This is a genomic window from Lactococcus petauri, assembly GCF_002154895.1.
Lineage (GTDB): Bacteria > Bacillota > Bacilli > Lactobacillales > Streptococcaceae > Lactococcus > Lactococcus petauri.
In genome coordinates this window covers 276,843-296,035 of the sequence record NZ_MUIZ01000002.1, presented here as the reverse complement: position 1 = coordinate 296,035, position 19,193 = coordinate 276,843, and the positions used below count along the sequence as shown (strand labels likewise).

17 protein-coding genes are annotated in these 19,193 nt (G+C 35.9%); 4 read left to right on the top strand and 13 right to left on the bottom strand.

Annotation, left to right across the window (positions count from 1 at the left end; translation table 11 throughout):
- Positions 1-65: 65 nt before the first annotated feature.
- Both BZZ03_RS04075 and BZZ03_RS04070 read right to left on the bottom strand, forming a co-directional pair.
- Complete coding sequence (locus tag BZZ03_RS04075) at positions 66-1,118, bottom strand: zinc-binding dehydrogenase (protein ID WP_086582594.1); 1,053 nt, start codon at positions 1,116-1,118, stop codon at positions 66-68.
- A gap of 12 nt (positions 1,119-1,130) precedes the next feature.
- Positions 1,131-1,514, bottom strand: a complete 384-nt coding sequence (locus tag BZZ03_RS04070; RefSeq protein ID WP_086582593.1) for a cupin domain-containing protein — start codon at positions 1,512-1,514, stop codon at positions 1,131-1,133.
- Between the two features lie 210 nt (positions 1,515-1,724).
- Between BZZ03_RS04070 and BZZ03_RS04065 the strand changes: the two genes are divergently transcribed.
- Positions 1,725-2,162, top strand: coding sequence for a MerR family transcriptional regulator (locus BZZ03_RS04065; protein WP_019293941.1), 438 nt, complete (start codon positions 1,725-1,727; stop codon positions 2,160-2,162).
- Positions 2,163-2,338: 176 nt separating this feature from the next.
- On the opposite strand, the gene asnA is transcribed toward BZZ03_RS04065, so the two are convergent.
- On the bottom strand, positions 2,339-3,343 hold the full coding sequence (asnA, locus tag BZZ03_RS04060) for an aspartate--ammonia ligase (RefSeq protein WP_086582592.1): 1,005 nt from the start codon (positions 3,341-3,343) through the stop codon (positions 2,339-2,341).
- Between the two features lie 190 nt (positions 3,344-3,533).
- Here asnA and BZZ03_RS04055 point away from each other — a divergent pair, with 190 nt between their 5' ends.
- Positions 3,534-3,983, top strand: a complete 450-nt coding sequence (locus BZZ03_RS04055; RefSeq protein ID WP_086582591.1) for a GNAT family N-acetyltransferase — start codon at positions 3,534-3,536, stop codon at positions 3,981-3,983.
- Between the two features lie 75 nt (positions 3,984-4,058).
- Here BZZ03_RS04055 and BZZ03_RS04050 read toward each other — a convergent pair whose 3' ends face one another.
- Entirely contained in the window at positions 4,059-6,701 is a 2,643-nt protein-coding gene (locus BZZ03_RS04050; RefSeq protein ID WP_086582590.1) for an HAD-IC family P-type ATPase, read from the bottom strand.
- 265 nt (positions 6,702-6,966) lie between these two features.
- On the opposite strand from BZZ03_RS04050, the gene BZZ03_RS04045 reads away from it, so the two are divergent.
- Positions 6,967-7,539 carry a TetR/AcrR family transcriptional regulator gene (locus BZZ03_RS04045; RefSeq protein ID WP_086582589.1) on the top strand — a complete coding sequence of 191 codons (573 nt, stop codon included), beginning with the start codon at positions 6,967-6,969 and terminating at the stop codon, positions 7,537-7,539.
- Between the two features lie 81 nt (positions 7,540-7,620).
- Positions 7,621-8,286 (top strand): NAD(P)H-dependent oxidoreductase, encoded by a 666-nt coding sequence (locus tag BZZ03_RS04040; protein ID WP_086582588.1) that lies wholly within the window; start codon positions 7,621-7,623, stop codon positions 8,284-8,286.
- 55 nt (positions 8,287-8,341) lie between these two features.
- On the opposite strand, the gene BZZ03_RS04035 is transcribed toward BZZ03_RS04040, so the two are convergent.
- The 9 genes from BZZ03_RS04035 to proB all read right to left on the bottom strand — a co-directional run bounded on the left by BZZ03_RS04035 (position 8,342) and on the right by proB (position 19,113).
- Positions 8,342-11,116, bottom strand: coding sequence for a Spy0128 family protein (locus tag BZZ03_RS04035; RefSeq protein WP_086582587.1), 2,775 nt, complete (start codon positions 11,114-11,116; stop codon positions 8,342-8,344).
- 354 nt (positions 11,117-11,470) lie between these two features.
- Entirely contained in the window at positions 11,471-12,760 is a 1,290-nt protein-coding gene (gene dltD / locus BZZ03_RS04030) for a D-alanyl-lipoteichoic acid biosynthesis protein DltD (protein ID WP_086582586.1), read from the bottom strand.
- On the bottom strand, positions 12,747-12,989 hold the full coding sequence (gene dltC, locus BZZ03_RS04025) for a D-alanine--poly(phosphoribitol) ligase subunit DltC (protein WP_004257293.1): 243 nt from the start codon (positions 12,987-12,989) through the stop codon (positions 12,747-12,749). The genes dltD and dltC overlap by 14 nt, the downstream gene beginning before the upstream one ends.
- Before the next feature lie 27 nt (positions 12,990-13,016).
- Positions 13,017-14,231 carry a D-alanyl-lipoteichoic acid biosynthesis protein DltB gene (gene dltB, locus BZZ03_RS04020; protein WP_086582585.1) on the bottom strand — a complete coding sequence of 405 codons (1,215 nt, stop codon included), beginning with the start codon at positions 14,229-14,231 and terminating at the stop codon, positions 13,017-13,019.
- On the bottom strand, positions 14,231-15,733 hold the full coding sequence (gene dltA / locus BZZ03_RS04015; protein ID WP_086582584.1) for a D-alanine--poly(phosphoribitol) ligase subunit DltA: 1,503 nt from the start codon (positions 15,731-15,733) through the stop codon (positions 14,231-14,233). The genes dltB and dltA overlap by 1 nt, the downstream gene beginning before the upstream one ends.
- Before the next feature lie 12 nt (positions 15,734-15,745).
- Positions 15,746-15,880 (bottom strand): teichoic acid D-Ala incorporation-associated protein DltX, encoded by a 135-nt coding sequence (locus BZZ03_RS04010; protein ID WP_080567254.1) that lies wholly within the window; start codon positions 15,878-15,880, stop codon positions 15,746-15,748.
- A 52-nt stretch (positions 15,881-15,932) separates the two neighbouring features.
- On the bottom strand, positions 15,933-16,874 hold the full coding sequence (locus BZZ03_RS04005; protein WP_086582583.1) for an alpha/beta hydrolase: 942 nt from the start codon (positions 16,872-16,874) through the stop codon (positions 15,933-15,935).
- Between the two features lie 161 nt (positions 16,875-17,035).
- Positions 17,036-18,292, bottom strand: coding sequence for a glutamate-5-semialdehyde dehydrogenase (locus BZZ03_RS04000; protein ID WP_086582582.1), 1,257 nt, complete (start codon positions 18,290-18,292; stop codon positions 17,036-17,038).
- A complete protein-coding gene (proB, locus tag BZZ03_RS03995; protein ID WP_086582581.1) occupies positions 18,289-19,113 on the bottom strand; it encodes a glutamate 5-kinase in 825 nt (274 codons plus the stop codon). Before proB ends, BZZ03_RS04000 begins: the two co-directional genes overlap by 4 nt.
- Positions 19,114-19,193 lie beyond the last annotated feature (80 nt).

Below are 19,193 nucleotides of genomic sequence, written 5' to 3'. Positions count from 1 at the left end.
CCATTTTTCTAAAAGGAAGATTTATTTTAAGTACCTACACAAGGCTTTTTCTCATTGCTTGTAATTTAATAACTTTTGGACATAACAATCATAGATTTGATTGTTTTACGATCTTGCATGTCTTGATAAGCTTGATTGACATTCTCAAAATCATAAGTTTGAGTAAATACGCGACCAGGATTAATATTTCCATCCAGGACTTCTTTTAGCAAGAATTGTTTATCATATGTCGTTACAGATGCTGAACCTCCGGCAATTGAAATATTTTGTGCAAATGTCGAACCAAGCGGACGGTTATTATAGTGAGGTACACCAACAAAACCAACGCGTCCCCCATTGTGAAGAACTCCAAGTGCTTGGTCTATTGCTGATTCAGTTCCAACACATTCAAGAGCAGCATCCGCACCGCCACCTAAAATTTCACGAACTTTTGCAATTCCTTCTTCTCCACGTTCAGCAATAACATCTGTTGCACCTAACTCCAAGGCTAATTTTTGACGATCTGCATGACGACTCATCAAAATAATTTGAGAAGCGCCCCGCATTTTAGCGGCTATAACTGCACACTGACCAACAGCACCATCCCCAATAACTACGACTTTGTCTCCTCTTTGTACATTGGCGCATCTCGCAGCATGGTAACCTGTAGGCATAACATCTGCCAGAGTAAGTAAGGACTTTAACATACCTTCAGTATAATCGGAGGGTTGTCCTGGAATTTTTATTAATGCCCAATTTGCATAGTGGAAACGAATATATTCTGATTGAAAACCATTTGACCAGTTTGAACCTCCAAGGTGTCGATCACATGTCCCATCGAATCCTGAACGACATGCATCACATTCACCACACCCATGTGTAAAGGGAGCAATTACAAAGTCACCAGGTTTTACTGTTGTAATAGCAGATCCGATTTCTTGCACAATCCCAATGGCCTCGTGCCCTGTATTTTCAGAGTGGGCTTCCTTGTTGTCTCCATGAGCATACGACCATAAATCTGATCCACAAACACAGGCACGGACAACTTTGATAATAACATCATCTTCTGCTTGTAATTTTGGTTTTTCCACTTCTTGAACTGTTACCAAACCTGCTTTTTCAAAAATTGTTGTTTTCATTTTCTATTCTCCTTACAAATTTTCATACTCATCTGTTACTTTTCCTAACCAAGTAGTAGTCCCCTTGCTAATTGCAATATGACTAAACCAAGAGGTTTTTGTTGCACCATGCCAGTGTTTGACACCGTCTGAAATGCTTACGACATCTCCTTTAGCAAGCTTTCGAGCAGGCTTTCCAGCTTCTTGGTACCAGCCCTCTCCATCTGTGACAAGAAGGATTTGGAAACCATTGCTATGCGTGTGCCAATCATTTCTAGTTCCTGGCTCAAACGTAACGTTATTAACTGAAATATCTCCTTGACTTGCTAAAAATTTTAAATGAGAATCTCCAATAAAAAATTTTGCATAGTCAATGTTTAATTCACCTTTACCAAATAATGGATTATAATCTGTCATTATTCTATCTCCTCTCTTATTGTAAGATTTATTATATACCCTAGAGTGCACTTTAGGTCAAATAATAAGTAAAATTATTTTATTTCAAACTTCTTTTATAAAAATAATTAGAAAATTGTTATGATATAATTTAGTATGTAAAGAAAGTTAACGTATGATATTTACGATATTATTGTACAAAACACTTTCTCACTAAAAGAGGTAGAAAACATGTATACAATTGGTGAAGTTTCAAAAATGTTTGATATTCCTATATCAACGTTACGGTATTATGATAAAGAAGGATTATTTCCAAAGATTGAGCGAAAATCGGGTATTCGTCAATTTTCTGAAGACGAAATTGAAGCTCTCCGGGTTTTTGAATGCCTGAAAAAATCTGGTCTAAAAATTAGAGATATTAAAAAATTCATTGACTGGACGGAGCTTGGTAACGAAACTCTCGAGGAAAGAAAAAAACTCTTTAATGACCAAAAACAACAGATTGAGGAAGAAATTAATCATCTGAATAAGACACTTGATATGTTAAAGTTCAAATGTTGGTATTACGATGAAGCTTTGAGTACTGGCGATGAACAAGCTGTAAAAAGAAAAATTCCTGAGGACTTACCTCAAGAAATAAAGGACAGCTATATAAATTCACATTCTTAACTTGAGATAAAACCCATAGAGAAGAGTAGTCTCTATGGGTTTTATAAATTTTCTTTTATCATTTATGCCTTGGAGGATAATAATCTAACAAAAAAAGTTTATTTTTATTATTAAGCAATAACTTCAAACACACTTTATATTTTTTAACTCTAATTACTTTCCTTCATCCCTAGTTTTTATAGTAAAAAGACCTTATCTTTACAAGCATTAAGTGTTTCTTCATCCCATAAAGAAACTTGTACTTCACCGATATGTACTTTACTCAGTAATAACATGCACATGCGGCTTTGTCCAATACCTCCACCAATGGTTAATGGTAATTCATTATTGAGTATTTGCTGATGAAAAGGATATGCTAAACGATCGTTGGCATTGGCCTTTTCTAATTGTGTAAGTAAAGCTTTATCATCTACACGAATGCCCATACTCGATAATTCCATTGCGCATCCTAAAGGTTCATGCCAGAAAAGTAAGTCACCATTTAAAGACCAATCATCATAGTCTGGTGCCCGCTGATCATGTGGTTCACCGTGGCTTAAGATATCACCAATTTGTAAGATAAAGGTAGTCGGATGTTCTTTAACGTAAACATTTTCTCTTTCTTTTGCTGTTAAGTTGGGATAAAGATCTATTAATTCTTGACTTGTAATGAAGGAAACATTTGTATCTATGACTGTTTCTACTTTTGGATATTTGGTATGTAAACGACTTGATGTTTCTGCGATAGCATTCACTAAATTTTGAACGGTTTCTTTTAGGTAATCAAGGCTTCGTTGTTCTCTTGAAATCACTCGCTCCCAGTCCCATTGGTCTACATAAATTGAATGAAGATTATCTAACTCTTCGTCACGTCTAATGGCATTCATATCTGCGTAAAGGCCGTTGCCTACATGAAAATCATATTGTTTTAAAGCGGCTCTTTTCCATTTAGCTAAGGAATGTACAATTTCTCCATTATAATTTAAAACTGGTACATCAAATTTTACAGGTCGTTCGTTTCCACTTAAGTTATCATTTAAACCCGAATGATCGTCAACAAAAAGTGGGGCTGATACTCTTTTTAGTTTTAAACTTCCTGTTAGCGCTTCTTCAAAACAACGTTTAATAAATCCAATAGCTGTTTGAGTATCATAAACATCCAGTATTGATTTGTAGTCTTTTGGGATAAAGGTTTTTTCCATAATTTCAAGAACTCCTATTTTTTAATTTTATTGAATATTATACCATAATATAAAAATTAGTATAAATATATATAATATAATTAAACAGAAAAAATATCTTCTAAAGAAAGACTCTAGTCATGCCATAAATTGAAATAAGGAACTTCATGTGTTAGGATTAGCTTAGTAAAGTATTAAGGAGCATAATTAAGTGAAAGTTATAGATATTGATTTAAAAGATAGATCTGAAGATTTAGTAGAAAAGTTATTGGTGATTTGGGAAAGTTCTGTAAAAGAAACACACCTCTTCCTTTCAGATAATGAAATAAGTGATATTAAAAAGTATGTGCCTCAAGCACTAAAGGAAATTCCTCGTTTAATTCTCTTAAAAAACGATAAAGATACGCCAGTTGGTTTTATGGGTATTGTCGATCATCATCTAGAGATGCTTTTTATTGCATCTGGTGAAAGAGGTAAAGGCTTTGGCAAGAAACTCCTCGAATATGGAATCACTGAATACTCCATTAATGATCTTGCTGTGAATGAACAAAATCCACGCGCAAGAGGGTTTTATGAATATATGGGCTTTGAAGTCTATAAGAGAACGGAGTTCGATGAGCAAGGAAATCCCTATCCACTGTTATACATGAAGCGAGATTAGTCTAAAAAAAGCTAATGAATTGAGTTATTCACTAGCTTTTTTATTTTGATATTCATCGAAAGTGATAAATTTTTTCTATGCTAAATTTCTAAAGAGACGATGTGAAATAAATTTTTCTAGCTCTACTACGACGAAAACTGTTAATCCAGCTAAGGATGCATAAAGAAGATTATGAATCCCGATGTTTGTCGTACCTAAAGCGTTACTAATTGTTGGGATATAGACAATAGCAAGTTGCAGCACCAATAAAATAAACAATGATAGCCACAACACACGATTTTTAAACATGTTTTGGTCGATAGAGAACTTGGATATACTTCGACAATTTATCATGTAAAACACTTGTCCGAAAACGAGGGTCATTAAAAGAGTAGTTTGGGCTACAGGTGTTGATGCACCCATAGATATAACAATATTATTGACTAAAAAGCCCAAAGCAGCTAAGAGTATAGAAACATAGAACATTCTAAAGATAGCATAACGACTTAAAATATTTTCGTGTGGATCGCGAGGAGGTTTGTCCATGACATCAGGGGCTTCTTTTTCGAAACCTAATGCAAAAGAAAGTGTAATTGTTGTGACCATATTTAACCACAGAATTTGGATTGACGTCAATGGTAATGGACGATCAATTAATATGGATACCACAACTAACAAACCTTGAGCAAATGCTGTTGGTAAAGAAAAGTAAATTGTGTTTTTTAAGTTATCATAGACACGTCTTCCTTCGCGTACTGCATCTGAAATGGTAGCAAAATTATCATCTGCCAAAACCATATCTGCAGCATCTTTTGTAACTTGTGTTCCTTTTTGCCCCATTGCGATACCAATGTCTGCTTTTTTAAGAGCTGGAGCATCATTCACACCATCTCCTGTCATTCCAACAATTTTGCCATGCGCTTTTATAGCACTCACTAATCGCAATTTATGTTCTGGCGTAGTTCTCGCAAAAACATCATTTTTAAGTACAACTTCGGATAGCTCTTGTTCTGTCATCGTTTCGATGTCTTTACCAGTAATGGCTCTGTCCGTATTTTTCAGACCAATTTCTTTCGCTATTGCGACAGCTGTATCTTTGTGGTCTCCGGTAATCATCTTAACGGAAATACCAGCACGGTGGCTCTTTTTAATTGCTTCTATTGCAGATGGTTTTGGTGGGTCAATGATACCATACATTCCAACAAGAACCATATTCTCTTTCAAATCTTCATGTGTAATTGTTTTTTGATTCGAAGAAACTTCTTTCATAGCCGTAGCGAGTATACGCTGTCCTTTTTTGGCTTGATTCGATATCATTTTATCCCATAGTTTGGGGTCAATTTTTTCTGTTGTGTTATCGCCAAATTGATAATCTACCATTCCAAGTAAAACATCTGGTGCCCCTTTTAAGTAAATAAAGCGTTGATTATCTACATCAACTAGAGTCGCCATGTATTTGTATGAGGAATCAAACGGAATTTTATACAGCACCTTTTCATCTTGAGTAGTTTCCATGTGAGAAGCCCACTCTAGTAAGGCTGCTTCGGTCGGATTACCAATCACAGTCCTTTGCCCATTATGGTAATCAATTTTTGTATCATTACAATAAATAGCAGTTTCAACCAACTTCTTGAGTTGGTAATCTTCATTAAAGATATTAAGGTCATCTTTCCATTGTTCAGTTTGATTTTTTTCAAATATCTTTTTCTTAGTCAGGACTGTCAAAACTGACATTTCATTTTTAGTCAGGGTACCAGTTTTATCGGAACAGATAATTTCCATACTTCCCAATGTCTCAACTGCTGGCATTTTTTTAATGATGGCTTTCTTTGCAGACATGCGCGTGACACCCAGAGATAAAATAATTGAAAGGACTGCTGGCAATCCTTCAGGAACTGAGGACACTGCCAGTGAAATAATCCAGGAAGTTGCTTCTTCAAACGTGAAATCCCGGTGAAAGAAACTGAAAACAACTAATGAAACGATGAGTATTAAAAGTATAAAAAATATTTGTTTATTCAAATATTTCATCTTTTTAATCAAAGGAGTTTCTGTCACACCAACCTCTTTCAGGTGGACACTAATTTTCCCTATCTCTGTGTTGTCACCTGTTTCAACAACAACCGCTTTACCACTTCCGCTGTTCACTAAAGAACCTGAATAGCCCATATTGACACGGTCTGCCAAGTCTACTTCCGTTGATATGGAATCAGCATTTTTCTGTACAGGGGTTGATTCCCCTGTTAGCATTGCTTCATCTACAACTAAATTATAAGCTTCTAAAATTCTTACGTCAGCAGGAATAATATCTCCTGAGTTCAGTAAAACAATGTCACCTTTTACTAAAGAATCGGTCGAAACAACTTTTTTCTCACCGCTAATGACGATTGTCGCCTCTGTTCCCATTAAACTCGTCAGGCCGTCTAAGGAGTTGCTTGCTTTTGACTCTTGGATATAACCAATCAATGCATTTATAACCACAACGATTAAAATGATAAACATATCGATATAGTCTTGACTAACTCCTTTAAGTAGTGCAGCTACGAGCAATACATAAATCAATAAATCATTGAAGTGTTTGAAAAACTTTTTTAATTTTCCCTCAGTTTTTTCTCCAGATAATAAGTTAAAACCATTTTCTGATAATCTTTTTTTGCGCTCCTCTTCTGCTAATCCAACATCCTCTTCTACTTGGAGCTTCTTTAATATATCTACTTTTGATAATTGAAACCAGTTCATTATAATTCCCCCATAATTCTTTTAGTTTTTATTAAAATACTTATCTTTTTTAAGAGTACTTATTACTAGTTTATCATGCAAACTATTTAAAACATAATAAAATAATATTCTCTGTATTATTTTATTGAAAAATATACCATTTTGACTTTTATTTTTAGTCTTAAATTTTTTATCTTTTATGCAAAAATTCCTCAAACTTGCATCAGATATATCTTTCTGTTATTATTAGAATGAACGTTCTACTATTTATAGAAAGGAGAATATTTTGCCTAGAGCCAAAGAGTTTGACTACGATGTGATTTTAGATAAAGCAACAGATATTTTCTTGGAAAAAGGCTATGAACATACTTCTGTTCAAGATTTAGTTGACCATCTAGGTATCCATCGAAGAAGTATTTATGATACTTACGGTGATAAACGCCAACTTTATCTCAAAATCTTAAACAAGTATGATCAAGATATGAGTCAAAATTATGTTTTGATTACTGCTAAAAGTATTAGTATTCGAGAAAAGTTTGAAGCAATTTTTAAGGACTCAGCATTTCCAAAAGAAGAATGTCGTAAAGGTTGTCTTTTTGTAAATTCGGCAATTGAGCTCGCCTTACGTGATGGTGATATTGCTGATCAAGTTCAACATTTTTTCGAAAAGACAAAAAGTTTTTTTGTGCTTTTGCTAAATCAAGCGAAGGAAAAAGGTGAATTAGCTGCTGATATTGATACACGTATTTTAGCAAGCTATTTAAACAATGCTTTAATTGGCATTCGGGTACTTGTACGCTCAGCGACGAGCCGGAGAGAGCTTGAAAATATTATTAAAACAACACTATCAATTCTATAAAATATAAAAATATTCTGAGTGATTCGGAGTATTAATATTTTTAGTTTTATGAGAACAAGCGTTCTAAAAAAGGAGAAAAAAATGAATCAAGAACAATTAAGAAATATGATATCAAAGGCACACACTAATCGTTTTGCAACAAAAAAATTCGATAGAAGTAAAAAAATTGCTGTGCAAGATTGGGAAACAATCCTTGAGGCTGCGCGTCTATCTCCAAGTTCATTTGGCTATGAACCTTGGAAATTTCTCGTCATCGAGAACAAAGAAATACGGGAAGACCTGAAAAGCCGGGCTTGGGGAGCAGTAAATAGCCTAGATGGAGCAGATAAATTTATTATCGCTCTAGCTAAGAAAGGGGTTTCTTATGACAGTAGCCATGTCAAACATATTGTTGAAGATGTTTTAGAGCTCCCTTATTCTGAAAACTCACCCCAAAGCCAATTTTTCAAAAAATTTCAGGCGGAAGATTTTAAACTATCTGATGACAAGGCAAAATATGATTGGGCGGTAAAACAAACATATATCCCATTAGCAAATATGATGACTACTGCTTCTTTTCTAGGCATTGATAGTTGTCCTATCGAAGGTTTTAATATCGATGCTGTTGAAAATTATTTATCTGAAAAAGGACTAATTGATTTAGAAGAATTTGGTGTCGCATATATGGCAGGTTTTGGTTACCGAGCAACGGAAATTCCTAATAAAAAGCGTCAAAGTTTGAGTGAAATTCTAGAAACTGTAGAATAATCTTTATCATAATAACTATAAAAAGACTAGTTAATACTAGTCTTTTTATACATTTCTATTTTCTATTCTTTCTAAATTTTCTTGCCCAGAAGATTGCCAATACCACTAAAATTAAACCAAGCCCAGTGACAATAGCAGCTGTCTTATTAAACTCTCCTGCTTTTGGTAAGACTTTTTTTTGTGGTTCGACCTTTTCAATCAAGTTCTTGTTTCCATCATCTTTAGAAGATGATTTTTTTTCTTCAAGATAGATATTTTTAAACTGTGGTTTTTGTTTGTAACTTATAGATGCAACAAGTTTTCCTTTTTGGTCTACTACTTCAACATGAATCTTATAGGATTTAGTATCGTAGGTAATTTGAGGATCTACTCCTGCCTTTTCACGAATCGTGTAATCGTAGCTTCCTGTTTTTGTATAAGCTAGCTTATCAAAGCGAATCTGTCCTGAAGCATCATTTTTGGCCGTTTGAATAACTTGATTTGAAGCATTGACTAATTCAAACGTGAATTCCTGATCTGTCAGTTTCTTTCCGACAAGTTCTTTGGTTGCTTGCAAATGAATTTCTGTACCAAATGGTTGATAACTGTTTTTAAACTGTATCGCTGCATCTCCTGTAGCTGTAGCAACAAGGATCCCTGCTTCTTCCTTGATGCTAACAGTAACTTTATAATTGGCAGCATCATAGTCAATGGTCTTATCCAAACCACCCTTCTCTCTCACTGTATAATCATAATCTCCCGTACTTGTGTAAGTGATTGGTGAAAATACTATTTTGCCTGAAGCATCATTGTGTACGGTTTGAATAACTTTTCCTGCACTGTCTAGCAACTCGAAAGTAAACTCTCCCGCTAAAAGAGAACGTCCGCTCAATAGTTTTTCAGCTTGGATTTGGTAACGAGTACTTTTTACTGTATCCGGCTTAACAGCAAGCTTTGGTGTGCCAATAGTATCGTAACGTTTTTGATTATGAGGGTCTGTATAATAGAGCTTTGCGCCTGTATCTTCATCGTCAATTCCTCGTTCAGGATCCAAAATATCCATGGCTTTATCACTTGTATCTGCATTTGTTGGGTAGTAAGTATCCTGTGAAACCTGACGATATTCTTCTTTTAATACCAGCGGAATATTTACAGATGGATAGCCATCTGGACTATAATCATAAAGATCGCCTAATTCCCAGACAATCGTCTGTTCTTCGCCTTTGTCCTCATAGTTTCCTTCAATCGTGACACCTTGAGGCAGAGTGGCGTTTTCTGGGACATAATAATATTGACTCACTTTATCTCTAAGAACAGAATCACGCCCACCTGGGAAGAGCGTAGAATTAAGCAGCAAATCAGTCAAGTACGTTTTTCCTGCACCAACATTATCAGCTGGAACCTCAAAATAATTTTGTGGGTCGTTTGCCATTGTTTTTAAGATAGCACTGTTAGCCATATAATCTACTGTCAGCATTTCTGCGCCCATTCCAGCAACTTCATAGGTTGTTCCCTCAATGAGTTTTAGATAATTTTGGTCGATATCGTGACGTTGATATGTCCCTGTTGGTGCACCTTCTACTTCTACAGGTTCATCACTTGTAATAGCTGCGGACATTGCTAGAATTCTACCATCTGTTTGTCCAAAAGATACAATGGGACCGCCACCTGACCAGCCAGCTCGCATTGTTGCAGTACTTTGTGGAACACCATCGGATAAGAAAACGACCATCGCACCTTTTGTTGCCTTAGCTTCATCACTGCGTGATTGAAGCAAATTATATGCCATACTCAATCCGTATTGATAGTCTGTTTGTGGGGTTGTAAACAGACGAGGAAGCATATCATCAATGGCTGCTCTATTTTCAGCAATATTATCCTTCCAACCTACAGTAGAATTATAGGTGCCACTGATTGAGCCGTCTGCTTCAATGGTTGTTCCTGTATTTGGGCCAAAGTAGCCATGTTCATTATTTTTTAAAACAAGATTATCTCTAAAATTTTTCATTCGTTGTGAATTATAATTTAAATGGGTAACCATTGATGAATCTCGAATTGAAAATGGTGCCAGAGCCACTCTATTTTCAGGATGTTCTTGGAGTAACTTATCGGTCACTTCCGAAATAGCTTCTTTCGATAGCATCCATCGGTCATAGCAACCTTCATCTTCATCGCCATGCACCCAAACGCCAGGTTGTGTTTTTCCAGCTACTTTAGCTGCAGCATCCCAATGACTGATACGTACAAATTTTTCACCTTCCTTCTTGAAATGGTAAGGAATATACTTGGCTGTACTTTGAGTAAATTGCTCAAAAAGATGAACCGGTGTAGTCCCAATCACTTCCCATTTATCAACATCCGCGTTATAAACTGTGAGGGTATTATCACTATTCTCATAAACTTTTAATTTATCTGCGTTTGCTTCGGGTTCCTGTCCTTCATGTAGTGGTTCAAGATAAAAATGTTCCTGGTTTAAGCAAGAGCTGGAGAATAAAGGATATCCTTCATAAGCTGTCGCATTAGCATTATCGGTATAAGTCATGTCCATGCTACCTGAGCGGTCTAAAACAAAAACGACATCCATCGGCCCAGAGAGACTTGAACCGTTCACTTTTAAAAGTAAGTTAGCTTCATAAGCTTCTTGATCTGTCCACCATGCCTCTTTTTCTAAAATTTGAGCTGTGTTGTTATTCTTATCTCGTATGGGTGCCACTTTTTGATCTGTTTTCTTATCAACTCTATCCGCACTCACTCGACTCAAGGTATTTTTTAATCGCATCCCGGAGATAATTAATACCGAAAGTACTATCGCCAACACAAGCCCTTGCAATACTTGTCTTAAAGTTTTCATGTTTCTACTCCTTTTTATTTTGAATTAATGAACTTTTTTAGAAAAAATCAAAAAATAGATGTCACTTTGTTTGCAACATTTCGTTTCCCTCCTTTTTCTTTAGTTTAAAAAAGATTAAACATTAAAGTAAAATGATAATTACTTTAGTTTTTTTCTCTTTCTCCTAATTTAATAATACAAAGATAGAGGGATAAGTCCAAATGTTTTTAATATTAGATTGAGTAGACGATTTTTAACTCCATAAAATAAAATAGAGTAAATTAAGCATTTTCTGTCATAAATAATGAGAACATGTCCAAGAAATCGGACAAACAAAAAACGACAATTGAATATTGTCGTTTTTTAATTTATTTTTTATCTATTAAGAGAAACTTCCTTATCTCCATTGGCCCATTCTGTGCTAAAAAATTGAGCATTATCGATCTTATATGCTGTCTTAGTCGGATGTTTCATAAATTCTTCGATTTTTTTATCTAAAGCCACCCAACCACGATTATTCAAGTGGATAGTGTCCCCAATATAGTACTTTTCGTTGAATTTATTTGTCATGTCATAAATGTGATGGAAACCTTGGCTGTTAAGTTGATATTTAATTTTTGCGCTAAACTCCTGTAACATGTCATAAGAGAGCCCTGTATACTGGTACCATGCTCCATTTACAGGTGGAATAACGAACTGCACATCATTATTATTTTTTGCAAATTGATTTAAAAGCTGTTGAAAATCAAGATATTCCGGACTTCTCAGGTAACTCACTTCCTTCATCACACCTTTACGTTCTTTAAAGACCTTTTGAAGATTTCTTGACCACACATGGTCAACAATTTGAAATTCATTATTTGCTGAATTTGCAGCTCCTCGTTCGTATGCTGCTTGATCCAGTTTTTCAAAATCTTTTGTGTTTGGTAATTGTTTACTGATTCGCTCTATCTTTTCGTATGAATTTTCTTGCCTACCGCTGAGCTTTGATAAGCCCGTAAAAAGAGAATCTTGTTTCGTCCAGAACTGATTTGCAAGTTTAATTGAAATCTGATTTATACTGTCGATTTTTTTACCATTTGCTAGAGCTTTTAGTGCATGAGTAACAACAATATCCTCAGGGAAATCTTTAAAATTCAAAAGGCGTTGAGCGAGTTTTTGTGTCGCGACATCTTTTGGTGAGGCAGATTGTAACCACGCATATATTTCCCCTTTAGAAACAAATTGACTTAACTCAGGTGTACCAATACCTTTACGTGTAAACCATTGTGGACTGATGATAAAAACAATCTTACGGTTATGCAATTGCTTTTCAACAGAATTCAGATAGAAAAAGTGTGTTAAGGATTGGGTTCCGGGTTGACCTGCTAGAAAAGGGGTAAAACCTTTATTATTTCTCATAAAGAAACTACTTGGATGAAAAGGATCAATATGTTCCAGTTCAGAAGAGCCTAAAATTGGCAGATAATGCGGATTAGAGAATGCTTGTGATTTAATCGCATAGCTTACAAAGCCTGTCCGATTCTTAGGATCAGTCGCAAACTCATCAAGTTCATGCTTATTAAACTTAGGGAAAACAGTGAGAGGAGAAAAGATGAGTATCGCTAGCAAAGTAAGGGCCGCAACCAAAGGTGCGAGTTCTTGAAGTACCTTATCTTTCTTCATCCATCTTTTCCTTGATACGATCGGCAATTTTATTTGCTGTATTCCAGTCGTCACGATCCATTTCAGAAGGTGGTAAACTTAAACTAAAGGCATTTTCAAGCTCGACAATAAGCATAATGGCTCTCATAGAGTCAAGAATGCCTTCTTCAAAAAGATCCATATCTAAATCTTCACGAAACTCATCTGTGCCAGCAACTTCTTCAATGATATTTAATACTTCATTTTTCATATTTATTCTTCTTTCTTCTATTATTGTCTAAAAATTAGGTAAAGGACTACCAAGTCCATTGATTGCATGCATTATAGCATAATTAGGGATTCCTGAAAAGATAAGGAAACTGACCATAACGGCATTAAAAGTGATAAATATTGCAGCTCCACGTGTCCACATATTATCAGGAATATTCCATTTGTGCTTCTTCTTCATTCGCTTCCAGGCATCATAAATGATCATCAGGCAGGCATGATAAACACCATATAAGATATAGTACCACGTTAAACCATGCCAGCATCCCATAATGAACATGTTTACTAAGTAACCCACGTTTGAGATGGTTATCATATTTTTGGACCATTTTTTAACCATAATCCACTTTACTAAACGCATAAAGACAAAGTCTCTGAACCAGAATGATAAAGAGATATGCCAGCGTTGCCAAAAGTCGTTAATATTTTTTGCGAGAAAGGGTTTATTGAAGTTAATAGGAATTTTATATCCCATAATCAAAGAAACACCCATCGCAAAAAGAGAATAACCTGCAAAGTTGAAAAAGAGATAAAAACCGTAAGCGTACATGCTCCCCATCATATTCCACAAATTGGGATGCAATGTTGCTTTTATCGCTAAATCATGCAGAAAATAATGTGAGATCAGATAAGAAATGATGAAATTATATAGGAAACCTTGGAAAATATAGAAAATTCCTTTTCCTAAATACTCTGAATACTTATCTGTCAGTGGCGCTTCGAGCTCTTTTTGGAAACGTCGGAAACGATCAATTGGCCCTGACGAAATGGTGGGAAAGAAATATAGAAAATAAAGATATTCCTTTAAGGGAACTTCTTTAATCAGGCCATCGCGTAACTCAAGAATTACACTTACAGTTTTAAAGGTCACATAAGATATTCCTAAAAAACCAAGGATAGATTGTGGGTGCATCGGGTCCAATAAGGGTGTCACCTTAACGATTATTAAAGGTAGTAACGATGCAATCACTGCTAAAACGAACACCCAAGTTTTGTTTTGGAGTTTTCGATAGTGCTCGTAAAGCTTGATTAAAGTTGTTTCAAAAATCCCAAAACCCAGAAGGGACCAAAGACTGACTTTACCGCCGAAACTGATCCAGAGAAAGGCAATGGTCAAGATGACTTGATAGCCCATCCATTTTTTTCCGTAGGCGTGTGCCATGATAAGTGGAAGCAGTGCTAACCCTAAAATCACAAAATAAAAAGGTGTTGCATATGGTTCCACTAGTTCTTACCTCCAAGGACTTGTTTGGTTAAGGCCTTTCGGTCAATTTTTCCATTGGGAGTAAGCGGGAAATCATCAAGATAAATGAATTTAGTCGGCATCATATAATCCATAATCGTATTTGAAAGTTGTGCCTTGATTTTTTTATTAAATGCGCGTTCTTCAGCCTTAGTTTCAAAACTTAGAGAAGAATGGATGACTGCTATTAATCCTGTTACTTTATGTGCGGCATTTTCTTGAGGCACCACTAATGCTTTTTCAATCTCAGCAATTTCATATAAATGAGCTTCGATATCCTGCAACTCAATCCTAAAACCATTGAATTTTATTTGAAAGTCGATACGACCATTATAGTTAAGGACCGAATTTTCATCAAAATAGCCTGAATCTCCTGTATGATACGCCTTCTTGCCTTCATACTCAAAGAAGACTTCTGCTGTCTTCTCCGAATTTTCAAAATATCCCTGTGCTACAGAATCCCCAATAATAATAATTTCATCATCAATGATTTGAATTTCAACCCCTGGCTTTGCAGTGCCAATAGGCAAGCGCTTATAGTCCTGAAGGATTGTTCTATCAACTTGAATACTTGTAATAGCACCTGTAGCTTCGGTTGGTCCATAAGTGTTCCAAACTTTTGCATGTGGGAACTTGTCGAGCAGCTTCGATGCTGTTTTGTGCGTTAATTCCTCGCCACAAAAAATAAATTGCTGTAAATCTGGATGATTTTCTTCAACAAATGATGGATCAAGCAGGCATATTTCGATAAAGGATGGAGTAGAAACCCAGGTATTGATTGTACTTGAATTAAGTCGTTCAAAAAGTTTTTTGAAATTCGTTGTATCCTCTTGACTAAGTGAAATCAAGGTCCCACCTGTTGTCAAGCTAGGATATAAACTGAAAATTGATAGATCAAAGCTATATAGTGCTTGAGACAGAAAGTGATTATTTTCGATTATAGAAAAATCCTTATTCATCCATTTAGTGAAGCTAAGTAAGTTATTATGTGTTACTGCGACACCTTTTGGAAGTCCCGTTGTGCCCGAAGTATAGATAATGTAGTTAATATCCTCTCCGCTCACAGCTTGACGACTGTCAATCTGTGAAAAATCGAAATCGATATTTTCTTGGTATTCAGTATAAGATGTCCTTGATGTAAAAAGTTGGGATAACTTCTCTTCAAGTTCCACTGTATGTATGACTAAAGAGGGGTTTGCGGCTTGTTTAATCAGCTGCGTTCTCTCAAAAGGTGTATGGGCATCTACAGGAATATAGGCCCTCCCTGTAAGCGAAACACCGAGTAGTGTAGCTAATGATAAAAATCCGTTTTTACCAAATACAATAATTGGCCGTTGGGAGATGGGCATTGCAGATATTTTTTGAGCTACCTGTGATGCTGCATCAAGCAATTGACGATAAGTATAATCTTGGTCGTGTTCGACTATCGCTAAACGCTCCGGATATTTTGTTGCTCCGGATAAAATTTCGTGAAAAATGTTCATGACATCTCCTTTCTAAAATTCGTTGTAGATAAAGTGTGCGCCTCCTGTTTTACTATAAGAATAAAGATAAAGTAGAATTAAAATAACTACGAAGTAAAACAGTGTCTTTCCCAAAAAGATGAATAATTTTTTATATTTTCTATTCATAATATATGATTGTACTATAATTAAATTGTCTGTAAACTTACATTTTGGTAAGTTAAGTTGAATGGTAGAAAACCTTCTCGATATAGTCTTGTGCTGCAGGCATTTTACAAATCGAACCGTGAGAATAGCGTTCTCCTGGGCTATTTGTATAGGTGAATTTTTCCGTTATATTGCCATTTTTTTCAAAGAGGTTATAAACAGAAAAGAGATCGGACCACGGGAGAACGCCATCAAAGTCAGAGCCGACAGGCGTATCTAAAGCCATGAGATAGACATGGATGCCCTTATCCATTTTTGAATAATTTTTCTCAAAATAGTTATAATCAGCGCTTTTGTTTTCGGGACCATTTTGATACAGGCTTTCCATGGTCTCGTTGGTTCTTAATTTTTCTTTGCGATTAAATTCACCATCTAAGGCAACAAACTTTTTAGCGGGAGGTAAATTTTTATCTTGCGAGTAATTGATCAAAAACCGCATAGCTCCACCTGCTCCCGAAGAATAGCCTAAAATATTATACCAAGGGACATTATAGTGTGCCGCTAGATATTCTATTGTAGCTTTTATCGCATACTGATAGATTTCGTGATTATTTGTTCCATGATCTGTCCCAACAGCAATAGCTGGATATTTATTACTAGTATCAATTTTTCCAGTAATTCTTAATTTATATTTGTTTCCTGTTTCTGCAATTACAGTGAGGCCTGGTTTTGCGCCATTATTTTTATTGGTTACTGCTTGAACTAAATGACTGATGTTGTTTTTAGGACTGCCACTTGAGCCAGTAACATACAGTGTTGGGTAAATGGTAAGCTCTGACTTTAGTTGCTCTTCTGTTTTTTTAATCACGCGCGTACTTGGCTCGCCAGGGCTTGCCTTGGTCTGTTGATAATATAAAGCAACACATAAAACTCCAATTACCGCAGCAATAAAAACAAAAAATGTCACACCTAACATATCGATTCCTTTCTTTCTCTTCTGCGCTCTTTTTTTCATATGTACTCCTTATATTTAAGCAAGCTTCAATCTCTTGAGCTAAGAAATATCAAACTCTTATACTCATTTTTCTTTCTATTTTATCTTTTTTTGCTTAACTGATTCCTTACTTTTTTGTAATAAAAGAACGGCCCTGGAAGACCGTTCTTTATTTAAAAATATTAGCGGATTTGACCATTTCCGTCAATTAGATATTTACTTGAAGTCAAAGCTTCTAGTCCCATTGGCCCGCGTGCATGGAGTTTTTGAGTGGATATCCCAATTTCAGCACCAAGTCCGAAGACAAATCCATCTGTAAATCGTGTCGATGCGTTTACATAGACTGCCGCTGCATCAATCTCCTCTTGAAATTTTTGAGCGTTAAAGTAATCTTTAGTTACGATACTTTCTGAATGACGACTCGAATATTGATTAATATGTTCAATTGCTTCATCTAAATTGTCAACCGTTTTAACTGACATAATATAGTCTAAGTACTCTGTACCAAAATCTTCTTCTTGAACGGTAATTGCTAAGCTTCCAGCACAAGCTTGGAGAATTTTCAAGGCACGTTCATCCGCTCTAAACTCAACCTCATGTGCTTTTTTCAAAGCTTCCTGCAATTTAGGTAAAAATTCAGCAGCGATTTGTGCATGTACCACGAGACTTTCAGCAGCATTACAAACACTTGGGCGCTGTGTTTTAGCATTGACGACTATTTTTGTAGCCATGTCTAAATCAGCAGTTTCATCAACATAAATGGTACAGTTTCCAACTCCCGTTTCAATAACAGGAACTGTTGCTTTTTCTTTTACACGGTTAATCAATCGAGCAGAACCTCGAGGAATAAGTACATCTAAAAATTGATCAGCCTGCATCATCTTTTCTGCTTCTGCATGACTGGTATCCGTGAGAAGCTCTACGATACTGGAGTTAATTCCTTGCTTACGTAAGCTTTCTTTAATAATTTCAACTAAGACTGTATTAGAATGTATGGCGTCTGAACCACCGCGTAAGAGAACACTATTCCCTGTTTTAAAACAAAGTGAAAAGGCGTCAATTGTCACATTTGGGCGGCTCTCAAAAATCATCCCAACCGTACCGAGTGGCACACGTTTTTGGACAATTTTTAGCCCATCAAGATTTGTGAATCCTTGTAAAACTTGGCCGATAGGATCAGGTAAGTCCGCCACTTGACGTAACCCAAGTGCCATATCCGAAATTCTTTCTGGCGTCAATCGTAAACGATCTACCATAATATCCGAAATGCCATGTTCTTTTGCTTTAAGTAAGTCCCTCTCGTTCTCAAAAATAATCCGGCTTGTGTTTTGAATGAGAGTATCTGCTAGGAAAAGCAGAAAGTTGTTTTTTGTTGCAGCAGATAGTTTTGCTGCTTCTTTACTTGCCGCTTTGACTTTTACTCCTAAATCTTCAATCATCTTGCTTCTTCTTTCTCAATTTTTGGGTGAAAATAAGTCCCGATTTCCTGTCCAGCAATAATATCCTTTATTTCACGGATGCGTTCACCATTGGTCAGAACCATCTCCTGCTTGTTCTCAAATAAAATTTCTGCAGCGGCAAGCTTAGAGGTCATCCCGCCTGTACCAAAACGACTCCCGGCTCCGCCCGCCATTTGTCGTAATTCATCCGTAATGTCATGGATTTCTTTAAATATTTTAGCATCATCATAAATATTGGGGTTTTTATTATAAAGTCCATCGATATCAGAAAGCATAATGAGTAAATCAGCATCCACAAGCTTTGAAACAATCGCTCCCAGCTTGTCATTGTCGCCAAATTTTGTTTGGTGATCCATTTCATCGACAGCTATAGCATCATTTTCATTGATAATAGGGATGATTCCCAGAGAGAGCAGCGCCTTCAAGGCATTTTCAGCATTATTTGAGCTCAGTGGAAAATCGGTAACATCCCGTGTTAATAAAAGCTGTGACACTTTTTGAGAATAACGACGAAACATTTGCGTGTAAAGACTCATCAACTCTACTTGACCAATACTTGCTAAGGCTTGTTGCTGTGCAATATCTTTTGGACGTTCATTCATCTCAAGGACGTTTAAACCCGCTCCGATAGCTCCTGAAGTTACTAAGATAACTTCATATCCCTTATTATTTATATCGGACAACACAAAAGCCAGTTCATCTATATTTGATAAATTTATCTTCCCATTCGGTAAAATCAACGAGCTTGTACCAATTTTTACTACGATTCGTTGTGCTTTTAGTATATTTTTTCTTGTCATAATGCTTAATTATACCAATATCTGAGCACAAATACACTTATATACCTCAATTATTGCAAAAAATTAGAAAAAACCACACG

Bases quoted from the DNA above. Each gene is read 5' to 3' on its own strand.
- BZZ03_RS04075 (WP_086582594.1), bottom strand. From the start codon at position 1,118: ATGAAAACAACAATTTTTGAAAAAGCAGGTTTGGTAACAGTTCAAGAA.
- BZZ03_RS04070 (WP_086582593.1), bottom strand. From the start codon at position 1,514: ATGACAGATTATAATCCATTATTTGGTAAAGGTGAATTAAACATTGAC.
- BZZ03_RS04065 (WP_019293941.1), top strand. From the start codon at position 1,725: ATGTATACAATTGGTGAAGTTTCAAAAATGTTTGATATTCCTATATCA.
- asnA (WP_086582592.1), bottom strand. From the start codon at position 3,343: ATGGAAAAAACCTTTATCCCAAAAGACTACAAATCAATACTGGATGTT.
- BZZ03_RS04050 (WP_086582590.1), bottom strand. From the start codon at position 6,701: ATGAACTGGTTTCAATTATCAAAAGTAGATATATTAAAGAAGCTCCAA.
- BZZ03_RS04040 (WP_086582588.1), top strand. From the start codon at position 7,621: ATGAATCAAGAACAATTAAGAAATATGATATCAAAGGCACACACTAAT.
- BZZ03_RS04035 (WP_086582587.1), bottom strand. From the start codon at position 11,116: ATGAAAACTTTAAGACAAGTATTGCAAGGGCTTGTGTTGGCGATAGTA.
- dltD (WP_086582586.1), bottom strand. From the start codon at position 12,760: ATGAAGAAAGATAAGGTACTTCAAGAACTCGCACCTTTGGTTGCGGCC.
- dltC (WP_004257293.1), bottom strand. From the start codon at position 12,989: ATGAAAAATGAAGTATTAAATATCATTGAAGAAGTTGCTGGCACAGAT.
- dltA (WP_086582584.1), bottom strand. From the start codon at position 15,733: ATGAACATTTTTCACGAAATTTTATCCGGAGCAACAAAATATCCGGAG.
- BZZ03_RS04010 (WP_080567254.1), bottom strand. From the start codon at position 15,880: ATGAATAGAAAATATAAAAAATTATTCATCTTTTTGGGAAAGACACTG.
- BZZ03_RS04005 (WP_086582583.1), bottom strand. From the start codon at position 16,874: ATGAAAAAAAGAGCGCAGAAGAGAAAGAAAGGAATCGATATGTTAGGT.
- BZZ03_RS04000 (WP_086582582.1), bottom strand. From the start codon at position 18,292: ATGATTGAAGATTTAGGAGTAAAAGTCAAAGCGGCAAGTAAAGAAGCA.
- proB (WP_086582581.1), bottom strand. From the start codon at position 19,113: ATGACAAGAAAAAATATACTAAAAGCACAACGAATCGTAGTAAAAATT.